General features: G+C 73.1%; 29 protein-coding genes and 3 tRNA genes. 18 read left to right on the top strand and 14 right to left on the bottom strand.

Features of this window, described 5'->3' with window-relative positions; genetic code table 11:
* Positions 1-30 precede the first annotated feature (30 nt).
* The 4 genes from LWC33_RS21435 to LWC33_RS21450 form a co-directional block, all read right to left on the bottom strand.
* Positions 31-573, bottom strand: a complete 543-nt coding sequence (locus LWC33_RS21435; RefSeq protein ID WP_372476670.1) for a YbaK/EbsC family protein — start codon at positions 571-573, stop codon at positions 31-33.
* Entirely contained in the window at positions 570-917 is a 348-nt protein-coding gene (locus tag LWC33_RS21440) for a DUF2516 family protein (RefSeq protein WP_255692450.1), read from the bottom strand. The genes LWC33_RS21435 and LWC33_RS21440 overlap by 4 nt, the downstream gene beginning before the upstream one ends.
* A gap of 133 nt (positions 918-1,050) precedes the next feature.
* Positions 1,051-1,881 (bottom strand): hypothetical protein, encoded by an 831-nt coding sequence (locus LWC33_RS21445; protein WP_233306217.1) that lies wholly within the window; start codon positions 1,879-1,881, stop codon positions 1,051-1,053.
* Positions 1,882-1,892: 11 nt separating this feature from the next.
* On the bottom strand, positions 1,893-2,321 hold the full coding sequence (locus tag LWC33_RS21450; RefSeq protein ID WP_233306218.1) for a helix-turn-helix domain-containing protein: 429 nt from the start codon (positions 2,319-2,321) through the stop codon (positions 1,893-1,895).
* 123 nt (positions 2,322-2,444) lie between these two features.
* Here LWC33_RS21450 and crcB (LWC33_RS21455) point away from each other — a divergent pair, with 123 nt between their 5' ends.
* Both crcB (LWC33_RS21455) and crcB (LWC33_RS21460) read left to right on the top strand, forming a co-directional pair.
* Positions 2,445-2,903 carry a fluoride efflux transporter CrcB gene (gene crcB, locus LWC33_RS21455; RefSeq protein ID WP_233306219.1) on the top strand — a complete coding sequence of 153 codons (459 nt, stop codon included), beginning with the start codon at positions 2,445-2,447 and terminating at the stop codon, positions 2,901-2,903.
* On the top strand, positions 2,900-3,256 hold the full coding sequence (gene crcB, locus LWC33_RS21460) for a fluoride efflux transporter CrcB (RefSeq protein ID WP_233306220.1): 357 nt from the start codon (positions 2,900-2,902) through the stop codon (positions 3,254-3,256). Before crcB (LWC33_RS21455) ends, crcB (LWC33_RS21460) begins: the two co-directional genes overlap by 4 nt.
* A gap of 16 nt (positions 3,257-3,272) precedes the next feature.
* Here crcB (LWC33_RS21460) and LWC33_RS21465 read toward each other — a convergent pair whose 3' ends face one another.
* Together LWC33_RS21465 and LWC33_RS21470 are read right to left on the bottom strand one after the other, a co-directional pair.
* On the bottom strand, positions 3,273-4,478 hold the full coding sequence (locus LWC33_RS21465; RefSeq protein ID WP_233306270.1) for a DUF445 domain-containing protein: 1,206 nt from the start codon (positions 4,476-4,478) through the stop codon (positions 3,273-3,275).
* Positions 4,479-4,718: 240 nt separating this feature from the next.
* The gene (locus LWC33_RS21470) at positions 4,719-5,222 is read right to left on the bottom strand and encodes a hypothetical protein (protein ID WP_233306221.1); all 504 of its coding nucleotides are present in this window, start codon (positions 5,220-5,222) and stop codon (positions 4,719-4,721) included.
* Between the two features lie 294 nt (positions 5,223-5,516).
* Between LWC33_RS21470 and LWC33_RS21475 the strand changes: the two genes are divergently transcribed.
* On the top strand, positions 5,517-6,428 hold the full coding sequence (locus LWC33_RS21475; RefSeq protein WP_233306222.1) for an NAD-dependent epimerase/dehydratase family protein: 912 nt from the start codon (positions 5,517-5,519) through the stop codon (positions 6,426-6,428).
* Between the two features lie 59 nt (positions 6,429-6,487).
* Here LWC33_RS21475 and LWC33_RS21480 read toward each other — a convergent pair whose 3' ends face one another.
* Complete coding sequence (locus LWC33_RS21480) at positions 6,488-6,691, bottom strand: cold-shock protein (protein ID WP_233306223.1); 204 nt, start codon at positions 6,689-6,691, stop codon at positions 6,488-6,490.
* Positions 6,692-7,098: 407 nt separating this feature from the next.
* Between LWC33_RS21480 and LWC33_RS21485 the strand changes: the two genes are divergently transcribed.
* Together LWC33_RS21485 and LWC33_RS21490 are read left to right on the top strand one after the other, a co-directional pair.
* Positions 7,099-8,061 carry an acyl-CoA desaturase gene (locus tag LWC33_RS21485; RefSeq protein ID WP_233306224.1) on the top strand — a complete coding sequence of 321 codons (963 nt, stop codon included), beginning with the start codon at positions 7,099-7,101 and terminating at the stop codon, positions 8,059-8,061.
* A gap of 298 nt (positions 8,062-8,359) precedes the next feature.
* The gene (locus tag LWC33_RS21490) at positions 8,360-9,046 is read left to right on the top strand and encodes a hypothetical protein (RefSeq protein WP_233306225.1); all 687 of its coding nucleotides are present in this window, start codon (positions 8,360-8,362) and stop codon (positions 9,044-9,046) included.
* A 173-nt stretch (positions 9,047-9,219) separates the two neighbouring features.
* Here LWC33_RS21490 and mftR read toward each other — a convergent pair whose 3' ends face one another.
* Positions 9,220-9,882 carry a mycofactocin system transcriptional regulator MftR gene (gene mftR, locus LWC33_RS21495; protein WP_233306226.1) on the bottom strand — a complete coding sequence of 221 codons (663 nt, stop codon included), beginning with the start codon at positions 9,880-9,882 and terminating at the stop codon, positions 9,220-9,222.
* 177 nt (positions 9,883-10,059) lie between these two features.
* Between mftR and LWC33_RS21500 the strand changes: the two genes are divergently transcribed.
* From LWC33_RS21500 to LWC33_RS21510, 3 genes are all read left to right on the top strand, one after another.
* Positions 10,060-10,884: a mycofactocin-coupled SDR family oxidoreductase gene (locus tag LWC33_RS21500; protein ID WP_233306227.1), complete on the top strand. Its 825-nt coding sequence runs from the start codon at positions 10,060-10,062 to the stop codon at positions 10,882-10,884.
* A gap of 73 nt (positions 10,885-10,957) precedes the next feature.
* Complete coding sequence (locus LWC33_RS21505; protein WP_233306228.1) at positions 10,958-11,794, top strand: mycofactocin-coupled SDR family oxidoreductase; 837 nt, start codon at positions 10,958-10,960, stop codon at positions 11,792-11,794.
* A 326-nt stretch (positions 11,795-12,120) separates the two neighbouring features.
* Complete coding sequence (locus LWC33_RS21510) at positions 12,121-13,140, top strand: sigma-70 family RNA polymerase sigma factor (protein WP_233306229.1); 1,020 nt, start codon at positions 12,121-12,123, stop codon at positions 13,138-13,140.
* A gap of 114 nt (positions 13,141-13,254) precedes the next feature.
* Here the strand turns inward: LWC33_RS21510 and LWC33_RS21515 are convergent, their stop codons facing one another.
* Positions 13,255-13,617, bottom strand: a complete 363-nt coding sequence (locus LWC33_RS21515; protein ID WP_233306230.1) for a hypothetical protein — start codon at positions 13,615-13,617, stop codon at positions 13,255-13,257.
* A gap of 377 nt (positions 13,618-13,994) precedes the next feature.
* Between LWC33_RS21515 and LWC33_RS21520 the strand changes: the two genes are divergently transcribed.
* Both LWC33_RS21520 and LWC33_RS21525 read left to right on the top strand, forming a co-directional pair.
* Positions 13,995-15,479 carry a glycosyltransferase family 39 protein gene (locus LWC33_RS21520; protein ID WP_233306231.1) on the top strand — a complete coding sequence of 495 codons (1,485 nt, stop codon included), beginning with the start codon at positions 13,995-13,997 and terminating at the stop codon, positions 15,477-15,479.
* A gap of 217 nt (positions 15,480-15,696) precedes the next feature.
* A complete protein-coding gene (locus tag LWC33_RS21525) occupies positions 15,697-16,293 on the top strand; it encodes a formylglycine-generating enzyme family protein (protein WP_233306232.1) in 597 nt (198 codons plus the stop codon).
* Positions 16,294-16,457: 164 nt separating this feature from the next.
* Here LWC33_RS21525 and LWC33_RS21530 read toward each other — a convergent pair.
* From LWC33_RS21530 to LWC33_RS21545, 4 genes are all read right to left on the bottom strand, one after another.
* Positions 16,458-16,531 (bottom strand) — tRNA-Phe (locus LWC33_RS21530).
* A 29-nt stretch (positions 16,532-16,560) separates the two neighbouring features.
* Positions 16,561-16,634: transfer RNA gene (locus LWC33_RS21535), tRNA-Asp, on the bottom strand.
* A gap of 18 nt (positions 16,635-16,652) precedes the next feature.
* A tRNA-Glu gene (locus LWC33_RS21540) sits at positions 16,653-16,725 on the bottom strand.
* A 187-nt stretch (positions 16,726-16,912) separates the two neighbouring features.
* On the bottom strand, positions 16,913-17,170 hold the full coding sequence (locus LWC33_RS21545) for a hypothetical protein (protein ID WP_233306233.1): 258 nt from the start codon (positions 17,168-17,170) through the stop codon (positions 16,913-16,915).
* A gap of 322 nt (positions 17,171-17,492) precedes the next feature.
* Here LWC33_RS21545 and LWC33_RS21550 point away from each other — a divergent pair, with 322 nt between their 5' ends.
* From LWC33_RS21550 to LWC33_RS21560, 3 genes are all read left to right on the top strand, one after another.
* On the top strand, positions 17,493-17,774 hold the full coding sequence (locus tag LWC33_RS21550) for a metal-sensitive transcriptional regulator (RefSeq protein ID WP_233306234.1): 282 nt from the start codon (positions 17,493-17,495) through the stop codon (positions 17,772-17,774).
* Between the two features lie 44 nt (positions 17,775-17,818).
* A complete protein-coding gene (locus LWC33_RS21555) occupies positions 17,819-18,037 on the top strand; it encodes a heavy-metal-associated domain-containing protein (RefSeq protein WP_233306235.1) in 219 nt (72 codons plus the stop codon).
* 78 nt (positions 18,038-18,115) lie between these two features.
* Positions 18,116-18,490: a hypothetical protein gene (locus LWC33_RS21560; protein ID WP_233306236.1), complete on the top strand. Its 375-nt coding sequence runs from the start codon at positions 18,116-18,118 to the stop codon at positions 18,488-18,490.
* A gap of 6 nt (positions 18,491-18,496) precedes the next feature.
* On the opposite strand, the gene LWC33_RS21565 is transcribed toward LWC33_RS21560, so the two are convergent.
* A complete protein-coding gene (locus tag LWC33_RS21565) occupies positions 18,497-19,801 on the bottom strand; it encodes a GDSL-type esterase/lipase family protein (protein ID WP_233306237.1) in 1,305 nt (434 codons plus the stop codon).
* 244 nt (positions 19,802-20,045) lie between these two features.
* On the opposite strand from LWC33_RS21565, the gene LWC33_RS21570 reads away from it, so the two are divergent.
* From LWC33_RS21570 to LWC33_RS21590, 5 genes are all read left to right on the top strand, one after another.
* Positions 20,046-21,935 (top strand): propionyl-CoA synthetase, encoded by a 1,890-nt coding sequence (locus LWC33_RS21570; RefSeq protein ID WP_233306238.1) that lies wholly within the window; start codon positions 20,046-20,048, stop codon positions 21,933-21,935.
* Positions 21,936-22,051: 116 nt separating this feature from the next.
* On the top strand, positions 22,052-22,786 hold the full coding sequence (locus LWC33_RS21575; RefSeq protein ID WP_233306239.1) for an excalibur calcium-binding domain-containing protein: 735 nt from the start codon (positions 22,052-22,054) through the stop codon (positions 22,784-22,786).
* Positions 22,783-23,424, top strand: a complete 642-nt coding sequence (locus tag LWC33_RS21580) for a class F sortase (RefSeq protein WP_233306240.1) — start codon at positions 22,783-22,785, stop codon at positions 23,422-23,424. The genes LWC33_RS21575 and LWC33_RS21580 overlap by 4 nt, the downstream gene beginning before the upstream one ends.
* 206 nt (positions 23,425-23,630) lie before the next feature.
* Positions 23,631-24,041, top strand: a complete 411-nt coding sequence (locus tag LWC33_RS21585) for a hypothetical protein (RefSeq protein ID WP_233306241.1) — start codon at positions 23,631-23,633, stop codon at positions 24,039-24,041.
* Positions 24,038-24,229 carry a ferredoxin gene (locus tag LWC33_RS21590; RefSeq protein ID WP_233306242.1) on the top strand — a complete coding sequence of 64 codons (192 nt, stop codon included), beginning with the start codon at positions 24,038-24,040 and terminating at the stop codon, positions 24,227-24,229. Before LWC33_RS21585 ends, LWC33_RS21590 begins: the two co-directional genes overlap by 4 nt.
* Positions 24,230-24,232 lie beyond the last annotated feature (3 nt).

Raw genomic sequence — 24,232 nt, forward strand, 5'->3', positions numbered from 1 at the left:
CGTGGCCGGCCGGCACGATCCCGGTGCGGGTCAGACCGGGCGGGCCAGGTCCGCCACGACCTCGGCGCCGGGCAGCGCGGCGAGCACGGCACCCGGGACCGCCAGCTTGGAGCCCCGGATCCCGCTGCCGACGACCACGGCCTCGGCCGCCGCGACCTCCGGCGCGATCAGGAGCGGCCAGCCCTCGGGCAGGCCGAGCGGGGTGATGCCGCCGTACTCCATGCCGGTGAGCTCCACGGCCTCGGCCATCGGGGCGAAGGAGGCCTTGCGGACGTCGAGCCGGCGCTTGACCACACCGTTGACGTCCGCCCGGGCGGTCGCGAGGACCAGGCACGCCGCGTACCGGACCTCGCCGGAGCGCTTGCCCGAGACCACCACGCAGTTGGCGGAGAACTCGGGCGGGGAGGAGTAGGCCTCGCAGAAGGCCGCGGTGTCGGCCAGCTCCGGGTCGATCTCCGCGACCAGCACGCCGCTCGCGTCGGGCAGCTGCGACAGCGCCTTGACGACGGGCTCGGCGAGCAGTTCGGGGTGGTCGGCGGCGGGGAGCGGGGTCAGGGTGCCGAGCACGCTCACCAGTTGTTGCCACCCCGCGACGCGGCGACGACGGCCGGCCTGACGTCGACCAGGTAGACCAGCATCGCGACCGTGCCGGCCAGCCAGAACAGCGTGAGCTCGCTGCGCAGCCCCTGGAACGAGGCGACGACCCCGAGCAGGCTGGGCGAGGAGATCACCCCGAAGACCGGGATGACCAGCAGGAACAGCGCGGCCGCGCCGGTGATGCCCAGCCAGGCGTTCTTGGTCAGCTTGCTGGCCGCCTGGAAGGCGTCGGCACGCTGGCGGACGGCGTGCACGAAGGCGTAACCCGAACACGCCGCGACCACGATGCCGATCACGCACAGCACCAGTCGGTCGAGCATGGTGAACACGTTCACCGGCCCAGACTACGTGCGACGGCGGGATCAGGACATACCCGCACACCGTGAGTGGTGTCCCTGCAGAGACCGACGGCCCCGGAGCGGGTGCTCCGGGGCCGTCGGGACGCGGGCGGCGTCAGCTGTCGGACGTGGTGCCCGTGCGGCGGGTGGCCGGCTTGCGGGTCGCGGTCTTCGGCGAGGTCTTCGCCGGGGTCGCGGCCTTCGCGGCCGGGGTCTCGCTCTTCACCGCCGTCTCGGTCTTCGGGGCGGGCTCGGTTGTCGGCGTGGTGCTGTTCGCCGCGCGGCGCGTGGTGCTGCGCGTGGTGGCGGCGGCCTCGTCACCGGCCTCGTCGACCGCCTTCGCGGCGTCCTTGCCCGCCTCGGCGACGGCCTTCGACGCGTCCTCGGACACCTCGGTGATGGTCCCGGCGACCTCGTCGGCGGCCTTCTGGGTACGGACGGCGACCTTCTCGCCGGCCGAACGGGTCTGGCGGGTCAGCGTGGCGAGGGCCTTCTCCGCGGCGTCGTGCGCGTCGTCGACCAGGGTGTCGACCCGCGCGTCGAACTTGCCGGTGAGCTCCTCGACCTGGCTGAAAGCCTGCTTGACCTGCGGCTGCTTCCGGATCTCGGACCAGGTGCCCGCACCGTGGCGGGCGAGGTCGGCGTAGGCCTTCTCCGCCCGGGCACGCCACACCTCGACGACCTTGCGCAGCTCCTCGGCGGTCAGCCGGCCGCGCAGGCTCTCGATCTCGCCGGGAAGGTCGGAGGCGAGCTTCTGGGCCGCCTCGGCCTGGGCGGTGGCGGCGGTCTTCGCGTTGCTGTACGCGCCGAGGATGCTCGAGTAGGCGTACTCGCCGGCACCCAGGACGGCCAGCAGCGGGGTCTTCACGGTCTCCGCCTGCTCGGCGGCGGACTTGGCAGCCTGCTCACGGACCTTGCGGACGTCCGCGGCGGTCGGCAGCGACACGGCCATGATGATCACTTCCTCTGTTCGGTCGGGACGCCGGGATCGACCGGTAGGTCGTTCTCCCGCCGGAAGGACTGGTAGATGTCGAGCAGAACCTGCTTCTGACGCTCCGTGAGGGAGGCGTCCGAGAGGACCGCGTCGGTGACGACGCTGGTGGGCCGTTCCTCGAGGATCCCCGCCTTGACGTAGAGCGCCTCGGCGGAGATCCGCAGCCCCTTCGCGATCTGCTGCAGGATCTCGGCCGACGGCTTGCGCAGCCCGCGCTCGATCTGGCTGAGGTACGGGTTGCTGACGCCGGCCGTCCGGGCGAGCTGCCGCAGCGAGACCTGGGCGGCCTCCCGCTGGGCGCGGATGTAGGAGCCGATGTCGTCCACGGTCTTCTCGACGACGTGACCCACCTGACCCACGGCCTGGTCGATCAACGGCTTGTCGTCCGACATGCACTCACCTCCCCCGGACACGATCAACCGTACGGACCACCGCTAGCTCCTGCAAGCGCAATGCTTGCGCTGGTGGCGTGGGCCTCGTCACGATTTCGAGCGTCTGCGTCCTAGAGTGGTTCGGTGACCGAGGACCTGCCTCCCACCGGCGAGGACATCGTCCAGGCGCCGCCGAGACCTGCGATGGAGCCGTTCCGCGGCCAGGGCCCCGCCACGCTCGTGGTGGCCCTCGGCGGGGCCATCGGCGCGCTCGCACGGTGGGCGGTGGGTCTGGGCCTGCCCACCCTGCCGGGGGCGTTCCCGCTCGGGACCTTCCTCATCAACGTCGCCGGCTGCGCCGCCATCGGCGTGGTGCTGGTGGCGCTGACCGAGCTGCGGCAGGCGCATCCCCTGTGGCGGCCCTTCCTCGCGACGGGGATCCTCGGCGGCTTCACCACCTTCTCGACCTTCTCGGTCGACAGCCAGCACCTGCTGCTGGGCGGCCACCTCGCGCTGGGCCTGCTCTACCTGGCCGGCACGCTGGGCGCGGCCGTGGCGGCGACCTGGTTCGGCGCCGCCGTGACGAGGAGGCTCGGCCGATGACCGCCCTGCTCGTCATCCTCGGCGCGGTCGTCGGTGCGCCCGCCCGCTTCCTCACCGACCGGCTCGTGCAGTCGCGGCACACCAGCGGCTTCCCGTGGGGCACGTTCACGGTGAACGTCGTCGGCTCGTTCATCCTGGGGACGGTGGCCGCGGCCACCACCTCCCCCACGGTGACCGCGCTGGTCGTCACCGGGTTCTGCGGGGCCCTGACCACCTACTCGACGTTCGGCTACGAGACCGTCCAGCTCGCGCGGCAGGGCAGCCCGCTGCTCGCGACCTTCAACGCGGTCGGGTCCGTCATGGCGGGCCTGGGCGCCGCAGGCCTCGGCCTGGCCGTCGGCGCCGTGCTGTGACCGGGGGACGCCGAGGTCAGAACACCAGCTGGGAGACGGTGTAGATCACCAGGCCGGCCAGCGCGCCGACGACCGTGCCGTTGATCCGGATGAACTGGAGGTCGCGGCCGACCTGCAGCTCGATCTTGCGGGAGGTCTCCTCCGCGTCCCACCGGGCCACGGTGTCGGTGATCAGGGTCGTGATCTCGCGCCGGTAGTGCCGCACGACGTATCCCGCGGCGTCGGCCAGCCAGCCGTCCAGGCGGGCCCGCAGCTCGGCGTCGCCGGACAGCCTGGTGCCGAGCGCGACCAGCCCGTCGCGCACCCGCCCCCGCAGCTCGCTCGACGGGTCCGCCGCGGCGTCGAGGATCATGCCCTTGACCACGCCCCAGGCCTGTCCGATGAACTTCTGGACGTCGGGGTGGTCGACGATCTGCTGCTTGACCTGCTCGGCCCGCGCGATCGTCTTCGGGTCGCTCTGCAGGTCCCGGGCGAACTCGGCGAGGAAGCGGTCGATCGCGTGCCGCAGCGGGTGCTCGGGGTCGGTCTTGACCGCCCACGCGTATCCCTGGACCTCGTTGAACAGCTTGTCCGCGACCATGTCGTCGACGAACCGCGGTGTCCACATCGGGGCGCGGTCGTGCACGACCCGCAGCACCATCTCCTGGTTGTCCGTGACCCAGTCGTAGGCGCGGTCGCAGACGAGGTCGACCAGGTGGCGGTGCGCGCCGTCGTCGAGGATCCCCTCGAGGATCTTGCCGAGCGGCGGCCCGACCTCCTTCTCCAGCAGCTTGCGGACCAGCACCTGCTCGATCAGGTCCTGGACGACGTCGTCGCGCAGCACGGTGACCAGGCCGCGGGCCGCGGTGGCCAGCTCGGCGGTGATGCGCTCCGCGTTCTGCGGCTGGCCGATCCAGCTGCCGACCCGGTGCGACACCTCCACGCGGCCGAGCTTCTCCCGCACCACGTCCTCGGACAGGAAGTTCTCCCCGACGAAGTCGCCGAGGCTGTCGCCGATCGTGTCCTTCTTCCGCGGGATGATCGCGGTGTGCGGGATCGGCAGCCCGAGCGGCCGCCGGAACAGCGCCGTGACCGCGAACCAGTCCGCCAGCGCACCGACCATGCCGGCTTCGGCGGCGGCGCGCACGTAGCCCGCCCACGCCTGGCCATGCAGCTCCAGGTACCGCATGACGAAGAAGACGACCGTCGCGCCGAGCAGGAACCCGGTGGCGACGAGCTTCATCTTCCGGAGGTCGCGGCGCTTCTGGGCCTCGGCCACCGGGCCGAGGCCCAGCCCGGTCGGGATGCTGCTGCCGGTCGGCCGCGATGGCGCGGTGGCGAGGGCACGGTCGGAACTCACCGCTTCATAGTGCCCGTCGGCGGAACGGCGTGTGACCGCGAACCTGAGAATCGGCCGTCCCGGAATGGGGACGGCCGGGCCCGGCGGTGGTCCACCGGACCCGGCCGGGTCCTGGGGAGCGGGTCAGCCCACGCGGACGGCCTGCACGGCCGGGTCCGGTCGGTCCGCCAGGGTCGAGCGCCGGCGGACGGCGGCCTGGACGGCCTCGACGATCACGGCGGCCTCGGGCACCTCGTAGCCGGTGAAAGAGGGGCGCACCCGCCACTGCACCCAACCGTCGGGCCGTTCGGTGGGCGGGGCCAGCACGCCGATGCCGTCCGTGTGGAGCACGACGTCCGTGTGCAGGGAGAGCTCCGCGGGCAGCGGGTGGTTCGGGGTCATGGGGAACCACCACGTGTCGTGCGGCGTCGCGGCGACCGGGACCACCATCCCGCGGTCACGCAGCGTGGCGCACACCTGCCGGCCGAGCTCGGCCGGAACCTCGATCACGTCGAGCACGGTCCCCGTGTCGAGCAGCACGTCGGTTCCCGGGCCCGGCACCAGCGGCCACCCGTGCTCGACGTACTCCACGGCGGCCGCCCGCAGCTCCGCGCCGTAGACGGCCCGGTAGCTGTCCCACCACGACATCCGGCTCAACTCCTCTTTCCGTACCGATCATCCGTGACCCGGCGCGCCCGTCCGGCGTCGCTCACATCACATGCAACACCATCGGCGGGCACCGGGTTCGTGTTAGCCGGTCGCTCGCGGTGACCGCACGTGACCGAGAGGTGAGTGGCCCGCGCCACCGCCGACCGGTCCGTCACCCACCGGTGGTCGGCGGCCGACCGGTCGGCGGCCGGGGACCGGCGGCTACTCCGTTCGAGGTTGCGACCGATCGGCGCACCGGCCGACGACGAACGGGCGTACCCCGATGATGGGGGCATGCTGCTCGTCACCGGCGCCACCGGGTTCCTGGGAAGCACGCTCGTCGCCCTCCTGGCGCGCCGCGGCCGGCCGGTGCGCGCGCTGGTGCGCGACCCGGTCCGCGCCGCCGCGCTGCTGCCCGAGGGCGTCCCGACGGCCGTCGGCCGGCTCGACGACCCCGGCTCGCTCGACGCCGCGCTGAAGGGCGCCGACGCGGTCCTGCACCTGGCCGGGATCGTCGGCGGCACACCCGAGGAGATCCGGGCCACCAACGTCGGCGGGACCCGGGCCGTGCTGGAGGCGATGGGCCGGGCCGGGGTACGCCGGCTCGTGCACGTGAGCAGCAGCGCGGCCGTGATGGACGCGTCGGGGCTGGTGGGCGAGCGGCCCGCGGGCCGGCCTGTCCTCACCGACCCCTACTCCCGGGCCAAGGCCGAGGCCGACGCGCTCGTGCTCGCGGCGGAGGAGGTCGATGCGTCGATCACGGTGCCGGTCAGCATCTACGGACCCAGCCCGGCCGGGCCGCAGAGCTACAACGGGCTGCTGCGGTTCCTGGCGCGCGGGGAGATCACCGAGGTCGTCGACGCCCCGATCGGCTGGGTGCTGGCGGAGGACGCCGCGGAGGGCGTGCTTTGCGCCCTGGACCGGGGCGAGCCCGGGCGGCGGTACGTGCTGTGCGGGGAGGTCGCGCCGTTCGGCCGGGTGTTGAACCGGGCCGCCGAGCTGCTCGGCACCCCGCACCGGGTCAGGGCGCTCCCGCCGGGTTCGACGCTGGGACCCGACGCGTCGACCTTCGCCCGCCGTTCGGAGGTCTACGGCGGGTTCCCGCCGGTCCACGTCGACGACGCCGGCGCCCGCGCGCTCGGCCTCGCCCCGCGCGGGATCGAGGAGGGTCTGGCGCTCACCTGCGCCTGGCTGAAGAGCCTCTAGAGACGCCGCTGCCGGCGACCCCGAGGGGGATCGCCGGCAGCGGAAGACTCAGACGACGCTCAGAGCGGGGTCACCGAGTCGGCCTGCGGGCCCTTGGCGCCCTGGCTGGCCTCGAAGGAGACGCGCTGGTTCTCCTCGAGGGTCCGGAAGCCGTTGGTCTGGATGGCCGAGTAGTGGACGAAGACGTCCGGCCCGTTGTCGTCGGTGGCGATGAAGCCGAAGCCCTTCTCGGCGTTGAACCACTTGACGGTGCCCTGCGGCATAGCTTTTTTCTCCCACACACTGAACGGATCCGGCCGACATGCCGACGGCCGGAGGTCGCGCGGGGCCCGGCGGTGGAAGAGGAGAGGTCCCCGACCACACGTGCGGAACCCGCTGTCACACGTTCCACGCACGCTGTCTCAACGATCGAGGAAAGACACGACTGCAACCAGGGCGAACGCTACCACGACCGGACGTGACGCCGGACGCAGATCTTGTGCTCACCCTCCGGACACCTCTGCAACACGGCCTTGTCCGGTTCGTTGCGCTACCGTGACCTACGGCCGCAGTCGCGACGGGCCGGCAGGGAAGACACGACAGCACGTCCCGCGTGGCGGACCGCCGCCGTCGCGACGAGGCCGGAGCCGGTCCTCCTCCGACCGACCCCTCGACGTGTGAAGGCGACCGTATGACCAGCCTCGCCCCCGACCGCCCGCAGAGTCGCGCCGCCGAGCCGGCCACCGAAGGCCGCCGCTCGACGCTCGAGCACGTCCTCGTCATCGCGTTCATGGTCGTCCCGCTGCTGGCCGTCGCGGCCGCGGTCCCCGTCGCCTGGGGATGGGGGCTCGGCTGGGTCGACGTGGCGCTCTTCGTCGTCTTCTACATGGTCAGCGGGATGGGCGTGACCGTCGGCTACCACCGGCACTTCACGCACGGCTCGTTCAAGGCGCGCCGCGGGCTGCGGATCGCGCTCGCCGTCGCGGGCTCGCTGGCGTTCCAGGGGAGCGTGGTGACCTGGGTGGCCGACCATCGCCGCCACCACGCCTACTCCGACAAGGAGGGCGACCCGCACTCGCCGTGGCTGTACGGCACCGGTGCGCGCGCCCTGGTCAGGGGCTTCTGGCACTCGCACATGGGCTGGCTGCTCGACCGCGACAAGACCAACGCCCGGCGCTTCGCCCCCGACCTGCTCGCCGACCCCGCCCTCCGGCGCATCGGCGACAACTTCCTCTGGTTCGCCCTCACCAGCCTGCTGCTGCCGGGCCTGCTGGGCGGCCTGCTCACCTGGTCGATCGGCGGTGCGCTGTCCGCGGTGCTGTGGGCCGGGCTCGTGCGGGTGGCGCTGCTGCACCACGTCACCTGGTCGATCAACTCCGTGTGCCACATCTGGGGCGACCGGCCCTTCGCCGCGCGCGACCGGTCGGCCAACGTCTGGTGGCTGGCGCTGCTGTCGTTCGGCGAGTCGTGGCACAACCTGCACCACGCCGACCCCACGTGCGCCCGCCACGGCGCCAAGCCCGGCCAGATCGACATCTCCGCCCGGCTCATCCGCATCTTCGAGGTGTTCGGGTGGGCACACTCCGTGCGCTGGCCGACCACGCGGCGCCTCGACCGGCTCTCGCGGCGCGCCGAGGCCGAGCACGCCGCGTGACCTCGGCGCTTTCCGTGCTCCACGTTCGGTGACGCAGAGCCCGACCGGGTGAGGGTGATCGCAGTCGTACGCCCTCGGGTGACGGCGGCACGTGCCCGCCGGGCGTGTCGTCGCCCGTCCAGGGGGTGACGGCCGGGTGGACCCACCGATCGAGGTCGCCCACATCGGTCGTCCTCCCCGGTCTCTCTCACGGAACGCGACTGCGGTAGTGGACCACCCGAGGTGGGGGTCTGGTCAGCACGAACGCCTCCTTCGCATGATTCGCCCGTCCCGCCGGGTGATCATCAGGAGGCTTGCCGTGCGGAAGAAGATCGCGCTCTCGCTCGTCGCGGTGGCGACCGGCGGCAGCGTCGCCGTCCTCGGTGCGGGGACCGCGTCCGCCGCGCCCGTCGCGGACCAGGTACCCCCCGTCATCGCCCCGGCCGGGCCCGTGGTGCCGGCGGTGCCGGTCGTGCCGGCCGTGCCCGAGACGCCGGTGGGCGGGCTGCTCAACGACGTCCTGCAGGGTCTGCAGGGGCTGCTCCCCGGCCTGCTCGGCGGCGTGGTCCCGCCCGACCCGACCGCCGTCGTCCCGGTGCCCGTGCCCGTCCCGGCGGACGCCGCCACGCCGGCGGCCCGGCAGGAGGTCACCGCCGCCGACCCGGCGCAGGTCCCGCCGCTGCCGGCCCCGCCGGCCGTGCCGGCCCCGGGGGCCGCGCCGCCCGTCGACCCGGCCCTGCCCGTCGACGCGCCCGCGCTCCCGACCGAGCCCGCGGTGCCCGCCGTTCCCGACCCGGCCCTCCCGCCGGTCCCCGGCGCCGCGCTGCCGGTCGACCCGGCCGTGCCCGTCGACGCCCCGGCCGTGCCGGCCCCGCCCGCCGATCCGACCCTGCCCGCCGTCCCCGACCCGGCCCTCCCGCCGGTGCCGGACCCCGTGACGGCCGTGCCCGCCCCGGCGGTGCCGCCGGCGCCGGCCCTCCCGGGCGACGCCGCCCCGGTCGGCTGACCGCGGCCGAGACACCTCGCGGCCCGGTCGCCCGGCTCCTCGGCGACCGGGCCGCAGCACGTGAGGACCGGCCCGACCCGCCGGCGCGCAGAGCCCGACTCGCTGACACGCAGAGCCCGACTCGCTGACACGCAGAGCCCGACTCGCTGACACGCAGAGCCCGACTCGCGGGGCTACGCCTCGCGGGCCGCGGGGTTCGCGGGGGGCGTGAGCTCGTCGGCCCGGGTGTCGGCGAATCCGTTCTCCAACGCGACCATGACGTCGTCGAGGAGGTCGCGGAGCTCGACGTCGTCGGCGCGGAGCCACTGTTCGTAGGCTGCGAGGGCGGCTCCGAGGCAGACGTGCCCCAGGGTGCGCGGCAGCAGGGCGGTGGCGGGCTGCCCCAGCCGCGCCCCCGCGTAGTCCGCGACCACCCGCCGCCACTCGGCGTACCGCAGCGTGGAGTGGGCCTGCAACGTGGGCGTCTCGAGAATGAGCCGCAGCCGCTGCCGGTGCCAGGGCTGCTCGGCGGCCGGGACGTCGTTGAAGTCGAGCACCGTGGCCCGGATGCCCTCCATGACCGGCACGTCGGACGGCAGGGTCGCGAAGTGCTCCCGCATGCGCTGGAGCATCTCGTCGAACGCGCCCCACGGGACGTCGTTCTTCGAGGCGTAGTAGCGGAAGAAGGTGCGCCGGCCGATCCCGGCGGCGTGGGCGACGTCGTCGACCGTGGTCGTGTCGAAGCCGCGCTCGGTGAACAGGTCGAGGGCGATGTGCTCGATCTCCGAGCGGCTCGTCACCGGCCGGCGCCCGGCGCGGCGGGTGCCCGCCCCGGGATCATCAGCGGCAGCGGACATCGGCCCTTCCTCCGCCCGGGGACGCCGGGCTAACGTCGGTGCGACCGGGCTCACGCGAGCGCCCGTGGTCGAGGTCATCGTACGACCGGGCACGGCGTTACCCGCCCGAAGCAGTGCGGCCGGGCGTCTACCAACTGGTCGACAGTTCAACGGCGACGAAGCCGGGAGGAGCAACACGTGGGCAAGCTGGAGGGCAAGGTCGCCCTGGTGACCGGGGCCGCGCGAGGGCAGGGACGCAGTCATGCGCTGCGGCTCGCCGAGGAGGGCGCGGACATCATCGCCGTCGACATCTGCGCGCAGGTGGACACGGTCGCCTACCCCATGTCGACCAGGGCGGACCTGGACGAGACGGTCGCGGAGGTCGAGAAGCTGGACCGCCGGATCGTGGCCCACGTGGCCGACGTCCGCGACGAGAAGGCCCTGAACGCGGCCGTGGCCGACGGCGTCGCCGCGCTCGGCGGGGTCGACATCGTGCTGGCCAACGCCGGCATCGCGTCGATCGGCGTCGCCGAGGACGGCAACGAGGCGGCGGTCTTCCGCACGTTGATCGACATCAACCTGACCGGCGTCTGGAACACCGTGCACGCGGCCGCGCCGACGATGATCGAGCAGGGTCGCGGCGGCGCGATCGTGCTGACCAGCTCCACCCAGGGCCTCACCGGCCGGGGCGGCGACGGCAGCGGGGCGATGGACGGGTACTGCGCGGCCAAGCACGGCGTCGTCGGACTGATGCGGACCTTCGCGCACTGGCTGGCCCCGCACAACATCCGGGTCAACAGCGTGCACCCGACCGGCGTCAACACCCCGATGATCGTGAACCCGGTCGTCGAGAGCTTCCTGGCCGAGTCCGCCGACGTCGGCGACGCGCTCGCGAACCTCATGGACGTCCCCGTGATCGAGGCGCGCGACGTCAGCAACGCGATCGCCTGGCTGGTGTCCGACGAGGGCCGCTACGTCACCGGGACGACCCTGCCCGTCGACGCCGGGTTCGTGGTCCGATGAGCGAGCGTCACCGAGCGAATGATCGACACAGCGTCTGCGCGAAGCGCCGGCCGAGCGTCGGCGAGGCCGAGCGATGAGCGGGCGCGTCGAGGGGAAGGTCGCGTTCGTCACCGGGGCCGCCCGCAACCAGGGCCGCAGCCACGCGATCCGGCTGGCGCAGGAGGGCGCGGACATCATCGCGGTGGACATCTGCGAGCCCGTGCCGAGCATCGAGATGTACCCGCCGGCGACCGAGGAGGACCTGGCGCAGACCGCGAAGCTCATCGAAGAGCTCGACCGCCGGGTGGTCACCACCAAGGTCGACGTCCGGGACTCGGCCGGGCTGCAGGCCGCGGTCGACGCCGGGGTCGCCGAGCTGGGGCGGCTGGACATCGTGTGCGCCAACGCCGGCGTGTTCGAGATCCAGCCGGCGCTGGAGCTCACCGACTCGGCCTGGCGGGAGATGATCGACATCAACCTGACCGGCGTGTGGAACACCTGCCGCGCCGCCCTGCCGCACCTGGTCGCCGGCGGCCGCGGCGGCTCGATCGTGATCACCAGCTCCACCGCGGGCCTGAAGGGAACCCCGAACACGGTGCACTACACGGCGGCCAAGCACGGCGTCGTCGGGATCATGCGGACGATCGCGAACGAGTTCGCCTCGCACTCCATCCGCTGCAACACGGTGCACCCCACGGGCGTGAACACGGTCATGATCCAGAACGAGAAGACCTGGGGCCTGTTCGAGCCGGACAACGCGCACCCCACCCGGGAGTCCGCCGCCCCGATCTTCGAGTCGACGAACGCGCTGCCGGTGCCGTGGGTGGAGCCGATCGACATCTCCAACGCGATCCTCTTCCTCGCCTCGGACGAGGCCCGCTACATCACGGGGGTGACGCTGCCGGTCGACGCCGGCTACACGGTCAAGTGAGGTCCCACACCAGCCGGTAGAGGAAGGTCCGCTCCGGGTCGGGGGCGACGCCGTAGGCGTCGAGCAGCCGGCGCTCGTGCCCCGGCCCGTGGTTCCACACCCAGGCCCTCCCCCACCGCCTCGACGACCTCGTCACGGGGAGTCCCCGCGAGAGCACGGGGAGCGTCGACGGCCATGCCCCGATGGTGCCCGTCCCGCCGTCCGGCCGCCCGAAAAGTGCGGATCGGCGATACGCACCTGATTTTGTCGGTGGGACCGGGCACACTCTCGGGAGTGAGGCCGGACACTCCCACTCCGGCCTGCCGAGCCGAGGGGGGACCCGGGTCATGAGCGCGACGACGACCACGTCGGCCGCAGTGTCGACGCCGCCGGACCGCGCGGAGCTGGAGGCGCAGCTCGAGCGCTTCCGCGCCGAGCTGACCGGTTACAGCTACCGCATGCTCGGCTCCTCGTTCGAGGCCGAGGACGCGGTGCAGGAGACGATGATCAGGGCCTGGCGGGCCCTGGACAAGTTCGACGGGCGCTCCTCGCTGCGCTCGTGGGTGTACCGGATCGCCACGAACGTCTGCATCGACGCGCTCAACGGGCGCAAGCGGCGCGCGGTGCCGATGGACTTCGGGGGGCCGTCCGAGCCGAAGGCGGAGAACCTGCGCGAGCCCCTGCCGGACGACACCTGGCTCGAGCCGATGCCCGATGCACGGGTCACCCCGTCGGGCTCGGACCCCGCCGACACGGCGGTCGCGCGGGAGTCGATCCGGCTGGCGTTCGTCGCGGCGCTGCAGCACCTGCCGCCGAAGCAGCGGGTCGTGCTGATCCTGCGCGAGGTGCTCTGCTGGAAGGCGGCCGAGGTCGCCGAGCTGCTCGGCACGTCGGTGGCCTCGGTCAACAGCGCCCTGCAGCGGGCCCGCGCCACGCTCGACGACCGCGGGATCGGCGGGGCGGACGAGGCCGCGGCCTCTCCGCCGCCCGAGGACCACGTGGAGCTGCTCGCCAAGTACGTGGCGGCGTTCGAGAGCTACGACATGCAGGCGCTGGTGGCGCTGCTGCACGAGGACGCCGAGCAGAACATGCCGCCGCTCGAGCTCTGGCTCAGGGGCCGGGACGACATCCTCGCCTGGATGCTGGGGCCGGGCGCGAAGTGCCGCGGCTCGCGGATGCTGCCCACCTGGGCCAACGGCGCTCCGGCGTTCGGTCAGTACCGGCTGCACCCGGACGGGGTGCACCGGCCGTGGGGCCTGCAGGTGCTGCGGATCGAGGGCGACCGGATCGCGGGGATCAGCACCTTCCTCGACGCCAAACTGTTCGAGTTCTTCGGTCTGCCCGCGGAGCTCCCGCCCGGTTCCTGAGCATTTCGGGGGCTCGACGAGAATTCGCCGGAAATGGATTGAGAACGCGGGACGCACCGGACCCGGAAATCGGGCCCGGTGCGTCATCCCCGGTTGGACGCTGAGCTCAGCGAGTCAGCTCTGGCGCAGGCTCGCGATGTCGCCGGCGTCGCAGGAGGCGGCCTGCGGGGCGTCGTGGGCGACGGAAGGGCCGCTCAGGAGACCCAGCACACCGCTGACGGCGGCGGTCACGTCGACGTTCGGGCAGACGTTGACGTTCTTCAGCACGTCGGCGTTGTTCAGGGCGTTCACCGCGACCAGGCCGTTCGCGGAGGAGGGGCCGTCGTCGCTGATCGCGCCGATGTTCTTGATGTCGCGGTCGGACTGGTGGTGACCGCCGTGGTGGTCGTGGCCCATGTCACCGGCGAACGCGAGCGGGGACACCGCAACGATGCTCGCAGCGACGCCGACGGTGACGATCCCAGCCTTCTTCAGCACAGTGGTTCTCCTGTTACGTACGGGGATCCGGTTCGTGGACCCATCGTGTTTCAGCGTGTGACTTGGGGAGCCCCGCTGATGACGGAAAAGCTATCCGCACCCCGACCGAACTACCGAGCCATCTACCACCATCGTGTGTATGGCATTACTTTAGGTAAGGATATTGGTCTCTTCGGGCATGATCAGCGGCGGATGTCAACCCCGTCCATCCGAAAGCAGTCACTCTTTGCAGTGAATCATGACCCGTTCAGCCGCATAACCTTTGCCCCTGTCACTCTTGGTGACGAGAGTATCCCGACACGGGGATGGCGGCGCCACGATCGGGCACGCTTCCCGAATCCCGAACCCGCGGATCGGGCCAGCCGGAGGAGCGGCTGATGGTCGACACACCGTCACCGAATGCGACGGAGGGCCGTGCGGTGCAGCCCTCCTTCGCCCGTGGCCCTGTGGTGGCGGTCGCCGCGCTGCTCGTCCTCGTCCTGCTGCTCGCGGCGGGCGGCTACGGCTACCACCGCGACGAGCTCTACTTCCTCGCCGCGGGCCGGCACCTGGCCTGGGGGTACGTGGACCAGGGCCCGCTCACGCCGTTGTTCGCACGGATCGCCACGGCGGTCGCGGGCGACTCCCTGGTGGGACTGCGGGTCCTGCCCGCGCTCTTCACGGGCATGCTCGTGATCGTCACGGCCCTGCTGACCCGGGAGTTCGGCGGTCGACGAGGGGCGCAGACCCTGGCGGCCGCCTGCGCCGCGGTGTCGGCGATCGTGCTGCAGACCGGCCACCTGCTGTCCACGACCACGTTCGACCTGCTCGTGTGGGCCGTGGTCGCGTGGCTCACGGCGCGGGCGCTGCGCAGGGGCGGCCCCCGGTGGCTCCTGGTCGGGCTCGCCGCCGGGATCGGCCTGCAGAACAAGATGCTCGTGGCCTTCCTGCTGCTCGGCCTGCTCGTCGGGCTGGTGGTGGTCGGGCCGCGGCGACCGCTGCGCGATCCGTGGATGTGGGGTGCGGGCCTGCTCGCCGCCGCCCTGTGGGCGCCCTACCTGGCATGGCAGGCGGCGCACGGGTGGCCGCAGGTGGAGCTGTCGGGATCGATCGCGACCGGCGGGTCCACCTCCAGCGAGCCCTGGTGGCTCGTCGTGCCCTTCCAGTTGGTGCTGGTCTCGCCGCTCCTGGTGCCGGTGTGGGTGGCCGGGCTGGTCACGCTCTGGCGCAGCCGGACGTATCGGCTCTTCCCCGTCGCGTACGCCCTGCTGGCGGTGCTGTTCACGGCCACGGGCGGCAAGCCGTACTACCTGGGCGGGCTGTACCCCGTGCTGCTGGCCGCGGGGGCGGAACCGGTGCTGCGCTGGGTGCGGGCCGGGCGTGGGCAGGCCGCGCTCCTCGGCGGCGCCCTCGTCCTCACCGCCGCGATCAACGCCACCTTGATGCTCCCCGTCGTCCCCGTCGCACAGCTGAAGGACACCCCGGTCACGTCCGTGGTGCCCGACGTCGGCGAGACCGTGGGCTGGCCGGAGTTCGCCGCGACGGTCGCCGGGGTCGTCGCCGCGCAGCCGCCCGGTACCGTCGTCCTCACCGCGAACTACGGCGAGGCCGGCGCCGTGCAGCGGTCGGCGCCGGGAATCCCGGTCGTCAGCGGCCACAACTCCTACGCCGACTGGGGCACACCGCCCGACACGGCCACCGCCGTCGTCGTCGGCTACCCGCGGGCGCTCCTCCGGCAGTGGTGCGGCTCGCTCGAGCAGGCCGCGGTGATCGACGACGGCGTCGGGCTCGACAACCAGGAGCAGGGCCGGCCCGTGTGGGTGTGCCGGAACCCGGTCGCGAGCTGGACCGCGCTCTGGCCCCGGATCCGACACATCGGGTGATCCCGTGGCTGCTCGTGGATCCGCCCGTCCCGCTGCCGCTGCTGCACGCCGAGGCCGTCTGCCGAATCACCGCCGGCCTCCCCCAACCGCGTCGCCGGCAACGGAGACCCGGGCGGAAATGTCCGGACACGCCGCGGTCGGCGCGGCACACTGAGGGCCATGACGGCGTCGGCGCGCTCGGCGCCTTCCCCTGCTGACGATCCCCGCCGGCCGGATCGTGCTGCGCGACGAGGGCAGCCGCACGACCTGGCAGGTGGACATCTCGGCGTTCCGGCTCGCGCCCGTCCCGGTGACCGCCGGGGAGTTCCACGGCGGCGACAGCCGGCTGCCGGTCACCGAGGTCTCCTGGTTCGACGCGCTGCGCTTCTGTACCACGCGGTCGGCGGAGGAGGGTCTCCGACCCTGCTACACCCTCGGTGAGGACCCCGACGGCCTCGGCATCGGGTGGGACCGGGCGGCCGACGGCTACCGGCTGCCCACCGAGGCCGAGTGGGAGTTCGCCTGCAGGGCGGGCAGCACCGACGTCCGGCCCGGCGAGCTCGACGAGATCGCCTGGTATCGCGGCAACTCCGGGGGCCGGCCGCACGAGGTCGGCACCCGCGCCCCGAACGCCTGGGGCCTGCACGACACGATCGGCAACGTCCGGGAGTGGTGCTGGGACCGCTTCGACACCCGGGTCTACGGGCCGTACCGGGTCTTCCGGGGCGGCGGATGGTTCGACCCGCCGCGAGCGTGCCGCGCCTCCTGCCGACGCAAGAGCCACCCCACTCTGACAATCGACGACCTCGGCTTCCGCCTCGCCCGCTCCGTTTGATCGCTGCGGAGCACCTGGCCGTGGGCGCGCTGGGCGACGAAGATCACCGATCGTGGACGACGCGGGTCGATTCCCGACCGTCCCCGTCCACGGCCCGTGATCATGCAGGGCGGGCGGTCGAAAAGAGGAACGGCCCGCGCGGGACGCGGGCCGGTGAGAAGGTGTGGCCAGGGGCGGGGTCGAACCGCCGACCTTCCGCTTTTCAGGCGGACGCTCGTACCAACTGAGCTACCTGGCCCTGGCTCCGAGGGGAACCGGATGGTGAAGCGACCCAGACGGGACTCGAACCCGCGACCTTCGCCGTGACAGGGCGACGCGCTAACCAACTGCGCCACTGGGCCTTGCTTATGGACTTACCGTACCCCCAACGGGATTCGAACCCGCGCTGCCGCCTTGAAAGGGCGGAGTCCTAGGCCGCTAGACGATGGGGGCTCGGACCGCCGGAGCGATCCTCGACCTCCAACGGCTGTCCGTTGGGAGCGAGGAAAGCATATGACACGCCCCGGCGCCGACCCAAATCGCCCCCCTCTTACCGCGTTCCCGCTGGTCACACCCGGTGCGAGAGCGCCGAACGGGCCTGTTCGGCCCGGTCGGCGACGTTTGTGACCTGCGGTACACCTCAGCGGCAGACTGGCGGCGGCAGATCGGGATTGGCGGAGACCAGGCCGAGCATGTCCAGCAGCAGCCGGAGGTCGTCCGGGTCCTGCGAGTTCTCGGCGACGACGAGCCGGGCGCGCTGCACCTCGTCGTCGGAGACCCGGTAGGCGTCGGCCGCGCTGCGCGGACCCGGGATCGCCCCGGAGGCCCGGTCCTCCCCGCCGGCGACCCCGTTCGCGAGTCCGTTGGCACTGCCCCGCACGCTGTCGATCCCGCTCAACGACGTCTCTCCTTCGGTCGCGACCCCTGGCGACCCGGGGCGGCCCGCGGGCGGAGACGGGCACGGCGGAACCCACGAGCACCGATCCCCCGACCGGCGTCGCGCCCCGTGACCGGCGAACACCCTGCGGCCACCCCCGTGGCCGTGGCCGGAACGTTACCCATCCGAGACCCTCCCCGCATGCCCCTTCCCGGGTGAGGACGACGACGGTGCGTCACACGATCACCACAATGCGACATCCGGAGCCGCCCGCGCCGGCGTACCCCCTCGGGGTATGCTCGTCCCCGAGAGCGACACCACGGGCGACCCAGGGAGGAACGCGATGCCCGGTTATTCCGGCGCCCGCGAGGCCCATCTCCGGCGGCTCCGCCGCATCGAGGGCCAGATCCGCGGCCTGCAACGCATGGTGGACGACGACGTGTACTGCATCGACGTGCTCACCCAGGTCTCCGCGGCGACCCGGGCGCTGCAGTCGTTCGCTCTCGAGCTGCTCTCCGAGCACATGGCGGGCTGCGTCGTGGACGCGGCCCGCAACGATCCCGACGAGGGCGCGGCGAAGGTGAAGGAAGCCGCCGACGCCATCGCCCGTCTCGTCAAGTCCTGACCGTCCCCGCCCATCCGTCCGTACGAGAGGGAGGCTCCCCACCCATGAGCGTCGAGACCCCGTTCCGCACCACCGTCACGGTCGTCGGCATGACCTGCGGGCACTGCACCACCTCGGTCCAGGAGGAGGTCGGCGAGGTCGCCGGCGTCCGCTCGGTCGACGTCGACCTGGCCAGCGGCGCCGTCACGATCACCGCGGACCGCGAGATCGGCCGCGAGGAGATCGAGGCCGCGGTCGTCGAGGCCGGCTACTCCCTCGCCTGATTCGCGCGTCACGAACGGCACCCCGACCGGGGGTGCCGTTCGTGCGTCCGGGTGACGGCGCGCCGCTACGCTCCCCGCATGGCCGGCTTCCGGGACCGACGCCCGTCGCGCCACGGCGCGCCCGCCCGCAGGGCCCCCGGGCCCGAGCTGGAGCAGCACGATCCGGAGCTCGACTCCTACCTGGCGGCCCTCGCGCCGGGCGCCGAACCCGGCGCGACCGAGACGACCGGCCGGTTCGGCAGCGCCCAGGTCTTCCAGCTGCGGCTGCCGGCGCTGCGCATCGAGCAGCTCCGCCGGGTGGCCGAGGAACGCGGGACCTCGCCGGGCGCGCTGGCCACGGAGTGGGTGCTCGAACGGCTGGCGCAGGAGGACGCCCCGACCGGGCCGATGCCCGTCACCGCAGCCGAGGCGGGTCGACGGGCGCAGCTGCGCCTGCGCCTCAGGCGGCAGTAGCGGGCGTCATCGTGGCGCCGAGACCAGCACCTTCGCGGCGTCGCCGTCGGCCAGGCACGGGCTCCCGGTGAGCCGCGTGGGGTCGACAGCCATGGCCAGCGCCCGGTAGCCCGCCGCCGAGAGGTGCAGGCCGTCGCCGGAGTCGAACGCCGGCGCCAGCCGGGCGGCGTCGGCCGGGTCGGCCACCGCGGTGGCGAAGTCGAACACGCCGTCGGCGTGCGCCGGCCCCTCGGTACGGATCCACCGGTTGACCGCCTCCCGCTGCTCCACGGCGAAGGGCGTGCCGTGCGCGCCGGCGGTCGAGGGCGTGATCGTGGTCAGGAAGACCCGCCGGCCGTCCGCCCGGACCCGGTCGGCGTAGTCGACCAGGCCGGCGACGATCTCGCCGGCGTCCCGGCCGGCGGCGAGGTCGTTGGTCCCGATGTGGAGGACGACGTCGGCAGCGCCCGGCACCGAGGCGACGTCGTCGGCGTAGCGGGCCGCCGGGGCCTCCCCGGTCCCACCGCCGAGCAGCTGGTTCGCCGAGATCCCCGCGTTGAGCACGGGCATGGCGAGCCCGCCGGTGAGCCGCCCGGCCAGCGCGTCGGACCAGCGGTCGTCCCGGTCGGGGTCGCTGGCGACGCCGTCGGTGATCGATTCGCCGACCAGGACCACGGCGTTCTCGGCGCGCGGAGCCAGGACGTCGACCCCGGTGAGCACGAACCAGGACGAGACCGCCCGGGTGAACGGGCCGGGGGCGACCGAGTCGGCGACGTCGCCCGGCGTGGAGACGTACGAGGTCTGCAGGGCGACGGGGTGCACCGCGACCCGGTCCGGCTCCTGCGGCAGGAAGAGACTGATCGCGAGGGGGGTGCCGCGCTGGGCGACGAACGCCAGCGGATCGCTGGTGAGGTCCTGCCCGGGCGGCACGACGGCGGTCGGTGCGCCGGCGAACAGCACCGGCCGGGCGGTGCCGGGCACGAGCGCAGCGCCGGAACCCGCCACGGCCGCCGACGCCGCGTCGATCCGCAGGGGCTGCGTGCCGAACCGGTTGGAGACCCGGATCCGCAGCTCCGAGCCGGTGGCCTGGGGCCGCAGCAGCATCCGCAGCGTCCGTCCGCCCAGGTCGAAGGCCTGCCCGGCCTGGGGGCTGGTCCGCCACGCCGCCACCCACGCGGGACCGCACGGCGCGGGCGAGGCCCCGTCCTCGGCACCCGACGCACCCGTCGACCCGAACGGGAGCAGCGCGACGGCCAGGCCGAGCACGGCCGCGGCCGCCACCAGGCCCGCCGCGAGTCCCCGGCCACCCCGGAACCGGTGCAGAGCGTCCACCCACACCCCTTCGCCGACGGCGGACCAACCCGACCGGGTCGTGCCGGCGGGGCGAGATCCTCACTCGAACGAACGATCCCGCCCGCCGCTCGGCCTATCGGCCATCCGAGTGGTGACGTTACGTGGACCACTCATGACGGACCGTCGCCTCACCGATCGGCCAGTTCGGCGCCCCACACGGGGCCGGTTCGCCCTAGGGTCAGGGGCCGGGAAGTGCGAGGACGTTCGGATTCGGGAGGCCGTTGTGGGCGCGTACGAGGACGTTTTCCGGGCCAGCGTGGAGGACCGGGAGGGGTTCTGGTTGCGGGCGGCGGAGGCGCTGGACTGGCACAAGGCGCCGACGAAAGCCCTGGACGAGTCGAACCCGCCGTTCTACCGCTGGTTCCCCGACGGGGAGATCAACGTCGCGCACAACGCGCTGGACCGCCACGTCGAGGCCGGGCGGGGCGAGCAGGCCGCGTTGATCTACGACTCGCCGGTCACCGACACCAAGCGGACCTACACCTACGCCCAGCTGCGCGACGAGGTCGCCACCTTCGCCGGGGTGCTGCGCGAGCTGGGCGTGGGCCGCGGGGACCGTGTGGTGATCTACATGCCGATGGTGCCCGAGGCGGCGATCGCGATGCTGGCGTCGGCGCGGCTGGGCGCGGTGCACTCGGTGGTGTTCGGCGGGTTCGCGGCCAAGGAGCTCGCGGTGCGCATCGACGACGCCGCCCCGAAGGTCGTCGTGTCGGCCTCCTGCGGGATCGAGGGCAAGCGGGTCATCGAGTACAAGCCGCTGCTGGACAAGGCCATCGAGCTCTCCGCGCACAAGCCCGACAAGCAGGTGATCCTGCAGCGCCCGCAGGCCCAGGCGGCCATGGGCGACAACGACGTCGACTGGGCCGAGGCCGTGGCGAAGGCCTCCCCGGCCGGTCCGGTGCCGGTGCCGTCCACCGACCCGCTGTACGTGCTCTACACCTCCGGGACCACCGGCAAGCCCAAGGGCGTGGTCCGCGACGGTGGGGGCTACGCCACAGCGCTGGCCTGGTCCATGCCCAACGTCTACGACGTCTCGGCCGGACAGACGATCTTCACCGCGTCCGACGTGGGCTGGGTCGTCGGGCACTCCTACATCGTCTACGCGCCGCTGCTCGCCGGCGCGACCACGATCCTCTACGAGGGCAAGCCGGTCGGGACCCCGGACGCCGGGCAGTTCTGGCGGGTGATGTCGGAGTACGGGGTGCGCTCGATGTTCACCGCCCCGACGGCGTTTAGGGCGTTGAAGAAGGAGGACCCGAACGGGGAGTACGCGCGCAAGTACGACCTGTCCGGGTTGAAGTACCTGTTCCTGGCCGGGGAGCGGCTCGACCCGGAGACCTACCGCTGGGCCTCGCAGCTGCTCGACATCCCGGTGATCGACCACTGGTGGCAGACCGAGACCGGCTGGCCGATCGTGGCCAACCCGGCCGGGATCGAGCTGCTGGAGATCAAGCCGGGCTCGCCGACCCGGGCGCTGCCCGGCTGGGACATCCAGATCCTCGACACCGACGGCAAGCCGGTGCCGGCCGGGGAGGACGGCGCGATCGTCGCGAAGCTGCCGCTGCCGCCCGGCGCGTTCCCCACGCTGTGGAACGACGACGAGCGGTTCATCCAGTCCTACATGTCGGCGTTCGAGGGCTACTACCTCACCGGCGACGGCGGCCGGGTCGACGACGACGGCTACGTGTTCGTCATGGGCCGCACCGACGACGTCATCAACGTCGCCGGACACCGGCTGTCCACCGGCGGCATGGAGGAGGTCCTGGCCTCGCACCCGGACGTGGCCGAGTGCGCGGTCATCGGCGTCTCCGACCAGATGAAGGGCCAGATCCCGCGCGGGTTCGTGGTGCTCAAGGCCGGCGTGGACGCCTCCGCCGAGGGCTACGAGGACAAGCTGCGCGCCGAGCTGGTCCAGATGGTGCGCGACCAGGTCGGCGCGGTGGCCTCGCTCAAGGAGGTCGCGATCGTCCCGGGGCTGCCCAAGACCCGCTCCGGGAAGATCCTGCGCAAGACCATGCGCGGTATCGCCGACGGCGCCGACGAGCCGGTGCCCTCCACCATCGAGAGCGTCGACGTCCTCGACGCCCTGCGGCCGGTGCTCCGGAAGGACTAGCGGCGACGCATACCAAAGATGGATGAGACGTGGTAATGCGGAGGTAACCCTCTCGCGATAGGTGGGTCGGCCGTCGAGAAGCCCCGGCGGCCGGGCCCCCTTCCGAGAGGACACCGATGCCCACTCGTGCCCCCGCACGTCCGCTGATCCGTACCGCCGCGCTGCTCGCGTCCGTCTCCGCCGCGCTGCTGTTCGGCGCCACCGCGCCCGCGATGGCGGCCACGGTCACCTGCAGTGACTTCACCTACGAGGAGGACGCCCAGGCCGCGCTCCCACTGAACCCGGGTCTCGACGGCAACCACGACGGCAAGGCCTGCGAGTCACTGCCGGGCCGCGGCACGACCACGCCGACCACGACCCCGAAGCCCACGCCGACCACCACGACCAAGCCCCCGAAGCCGACGCCCTCGCCCACCACGCCCCCGTCGCACGACGACCACGGCACCGGCGACGGCAACGGCAGCGGCAGTGGCAGTGGCCGCGACGACCACGGCGGCAAGGACGACAACGGCAACCGCGACGACCACCACGACGGCGGGTGGCAGGACCGCGACGACCACGGCGACGGCAACCACGACGACGCCGCCACGGACGTCACCACGGACGACGATCCGACCACCGTCGAGGAGGCCGCGGACGACACCGCCGTGGTGACCGGCGATCGCGACTGCGCCGACTTCGCCACCCAGGCCGCGGCCCAGGCCGTGCTGCTGGCCGACCTCTCCGACCCCGAGCGGCTCGACGCCGACTCCGACGGCATCGCCTGCGAGGACCACTTCGGCACCGAGGGCCGCCAGGTCGCGGTCCACCCGGTCGGCGGCGTCGCGACGGGCGGGGCCGGCCTCCGATGAGCCGCACCCGGATCCCGTCGCCCGCCGGCCGGTTCCGGCGGCTCGCCGCCGGCCTCCTCGCCGGGACCGCCGTGGTCGTCCTGGCCGGCTGCAGCGCCCCGGAGGCCACGCAGTCGACCCAGGCGACGCACCAGGCCGCGCAGGTCCCGGCGGCCGCGGCGCCGGCGGCCACGGCACCCCTGGCCGCGTCGACGCCGGAGCGGCTCGAGGTCCCGTCGATCGGTGTGGCGGCCGGCCCGCTGCGGAAGCTGGGCCTCACGGCCGAGGGCGCCCTCGAGGTCCCGACCGACGCGACGACCGTCGGCTGGTTCGGGCTCGGCCCGACCCCGGGGGGGTCCGGACCGGCCGTGCTGGCGGCGCACGTCGACTACGGCGGCGTGCCCGGCACGTTCACGCGCCTGTCGGCGGTGGCGGTGGGCGACGAGATCCGGGTGGCCCGCGCCGATCGCACTACCGCGCTGTTCACCGCCTACCGGGTGGCGCAGTACCCGAAGTCGGCCTTCCCGACCGAGGAGGTCTACGGCGACACCCCGGGCGCGGAGCTGCGGCTCATCACCTGCGGCGGCGCCTTCGACGACACCGCCCGTTCCTACGCCGACAACGTCGTGGTCTACGCCCGCCTGACGGGCACGGCCTGACCGCGCCGCATGATCCGCGACCGGGCACCGGGACGTTCGGGATCCGAGCGTTCCGCTGCCCGGCTGTGGATCTTGTGCGCGTTCGGTGGTCCGACGCCACCGTTCACCCGAACGTGTAACACCCCGGTCCGGGGCCCGCGATGAGGGAGGGACGGCGCGCTCCCCCACCGGCCGTCGCACCCCCACCGGAGAGGACCCCGCCTCCGATGCGTCACCCGTTCCGCCCGCGGCTCCCCGCGGTGCTGGCGGCGAGCCTGGCCGCGGTCGTCGTCGGCGGCCTGGCCGCCGCGGCGCTCGTCGTCGACACCGGGCCGCCGGGCCCCGTGCTGGCCGCCCAGCTCCGCGTCACCCCGCGCGCCGCCCCCGTCGACGTGGCCGCCGTGGAACCCACCGTCCGGCACCAGTCCGCGCGCACGCCTGCCACCACCCCGCAGGCGCCCGCCCCGCTGGCCCTCGCCGGCGCCGTCCGGGCCGCGGCGTCCGCCCGTGCGGAGGCCGACCGGACCCCTTGCCCGAGCATCCGCGCGGCCGCACCCCGCCTCCCTGGTACAGGTTCCAGGCAAGGGTGTCCTGAGTCACCCGCGACCGACCCCACGGGTCCACCATTGACGCCATGAAGGTTCATGTGGACTTCGACCTGTGTGAGAGCAACGCGCTGTGCATGGCCGCCGCACCGGAGGTCTTCGAGGTGCGCGACGACGACTTCCTCTACATCCTCGACGAGAACCCGCCGGAGGAGCTGCGCGGGAAGGTCGAGGAGGCGGTCCGGGCCTGCCCCAAGGCCGCCATCACTCTCGAGGGATAGTTG

The organism is Pseudonocardia terrae (assembly GCF_021343995.1).
GTDB classification, from domain to species: domain Bacteria; phylum Actinomycetota; class Actinomycetes; order Mycobacteriales; family Pseudonocardiaceae; genus Pseudonocardia; species Pseudonocardia terrae.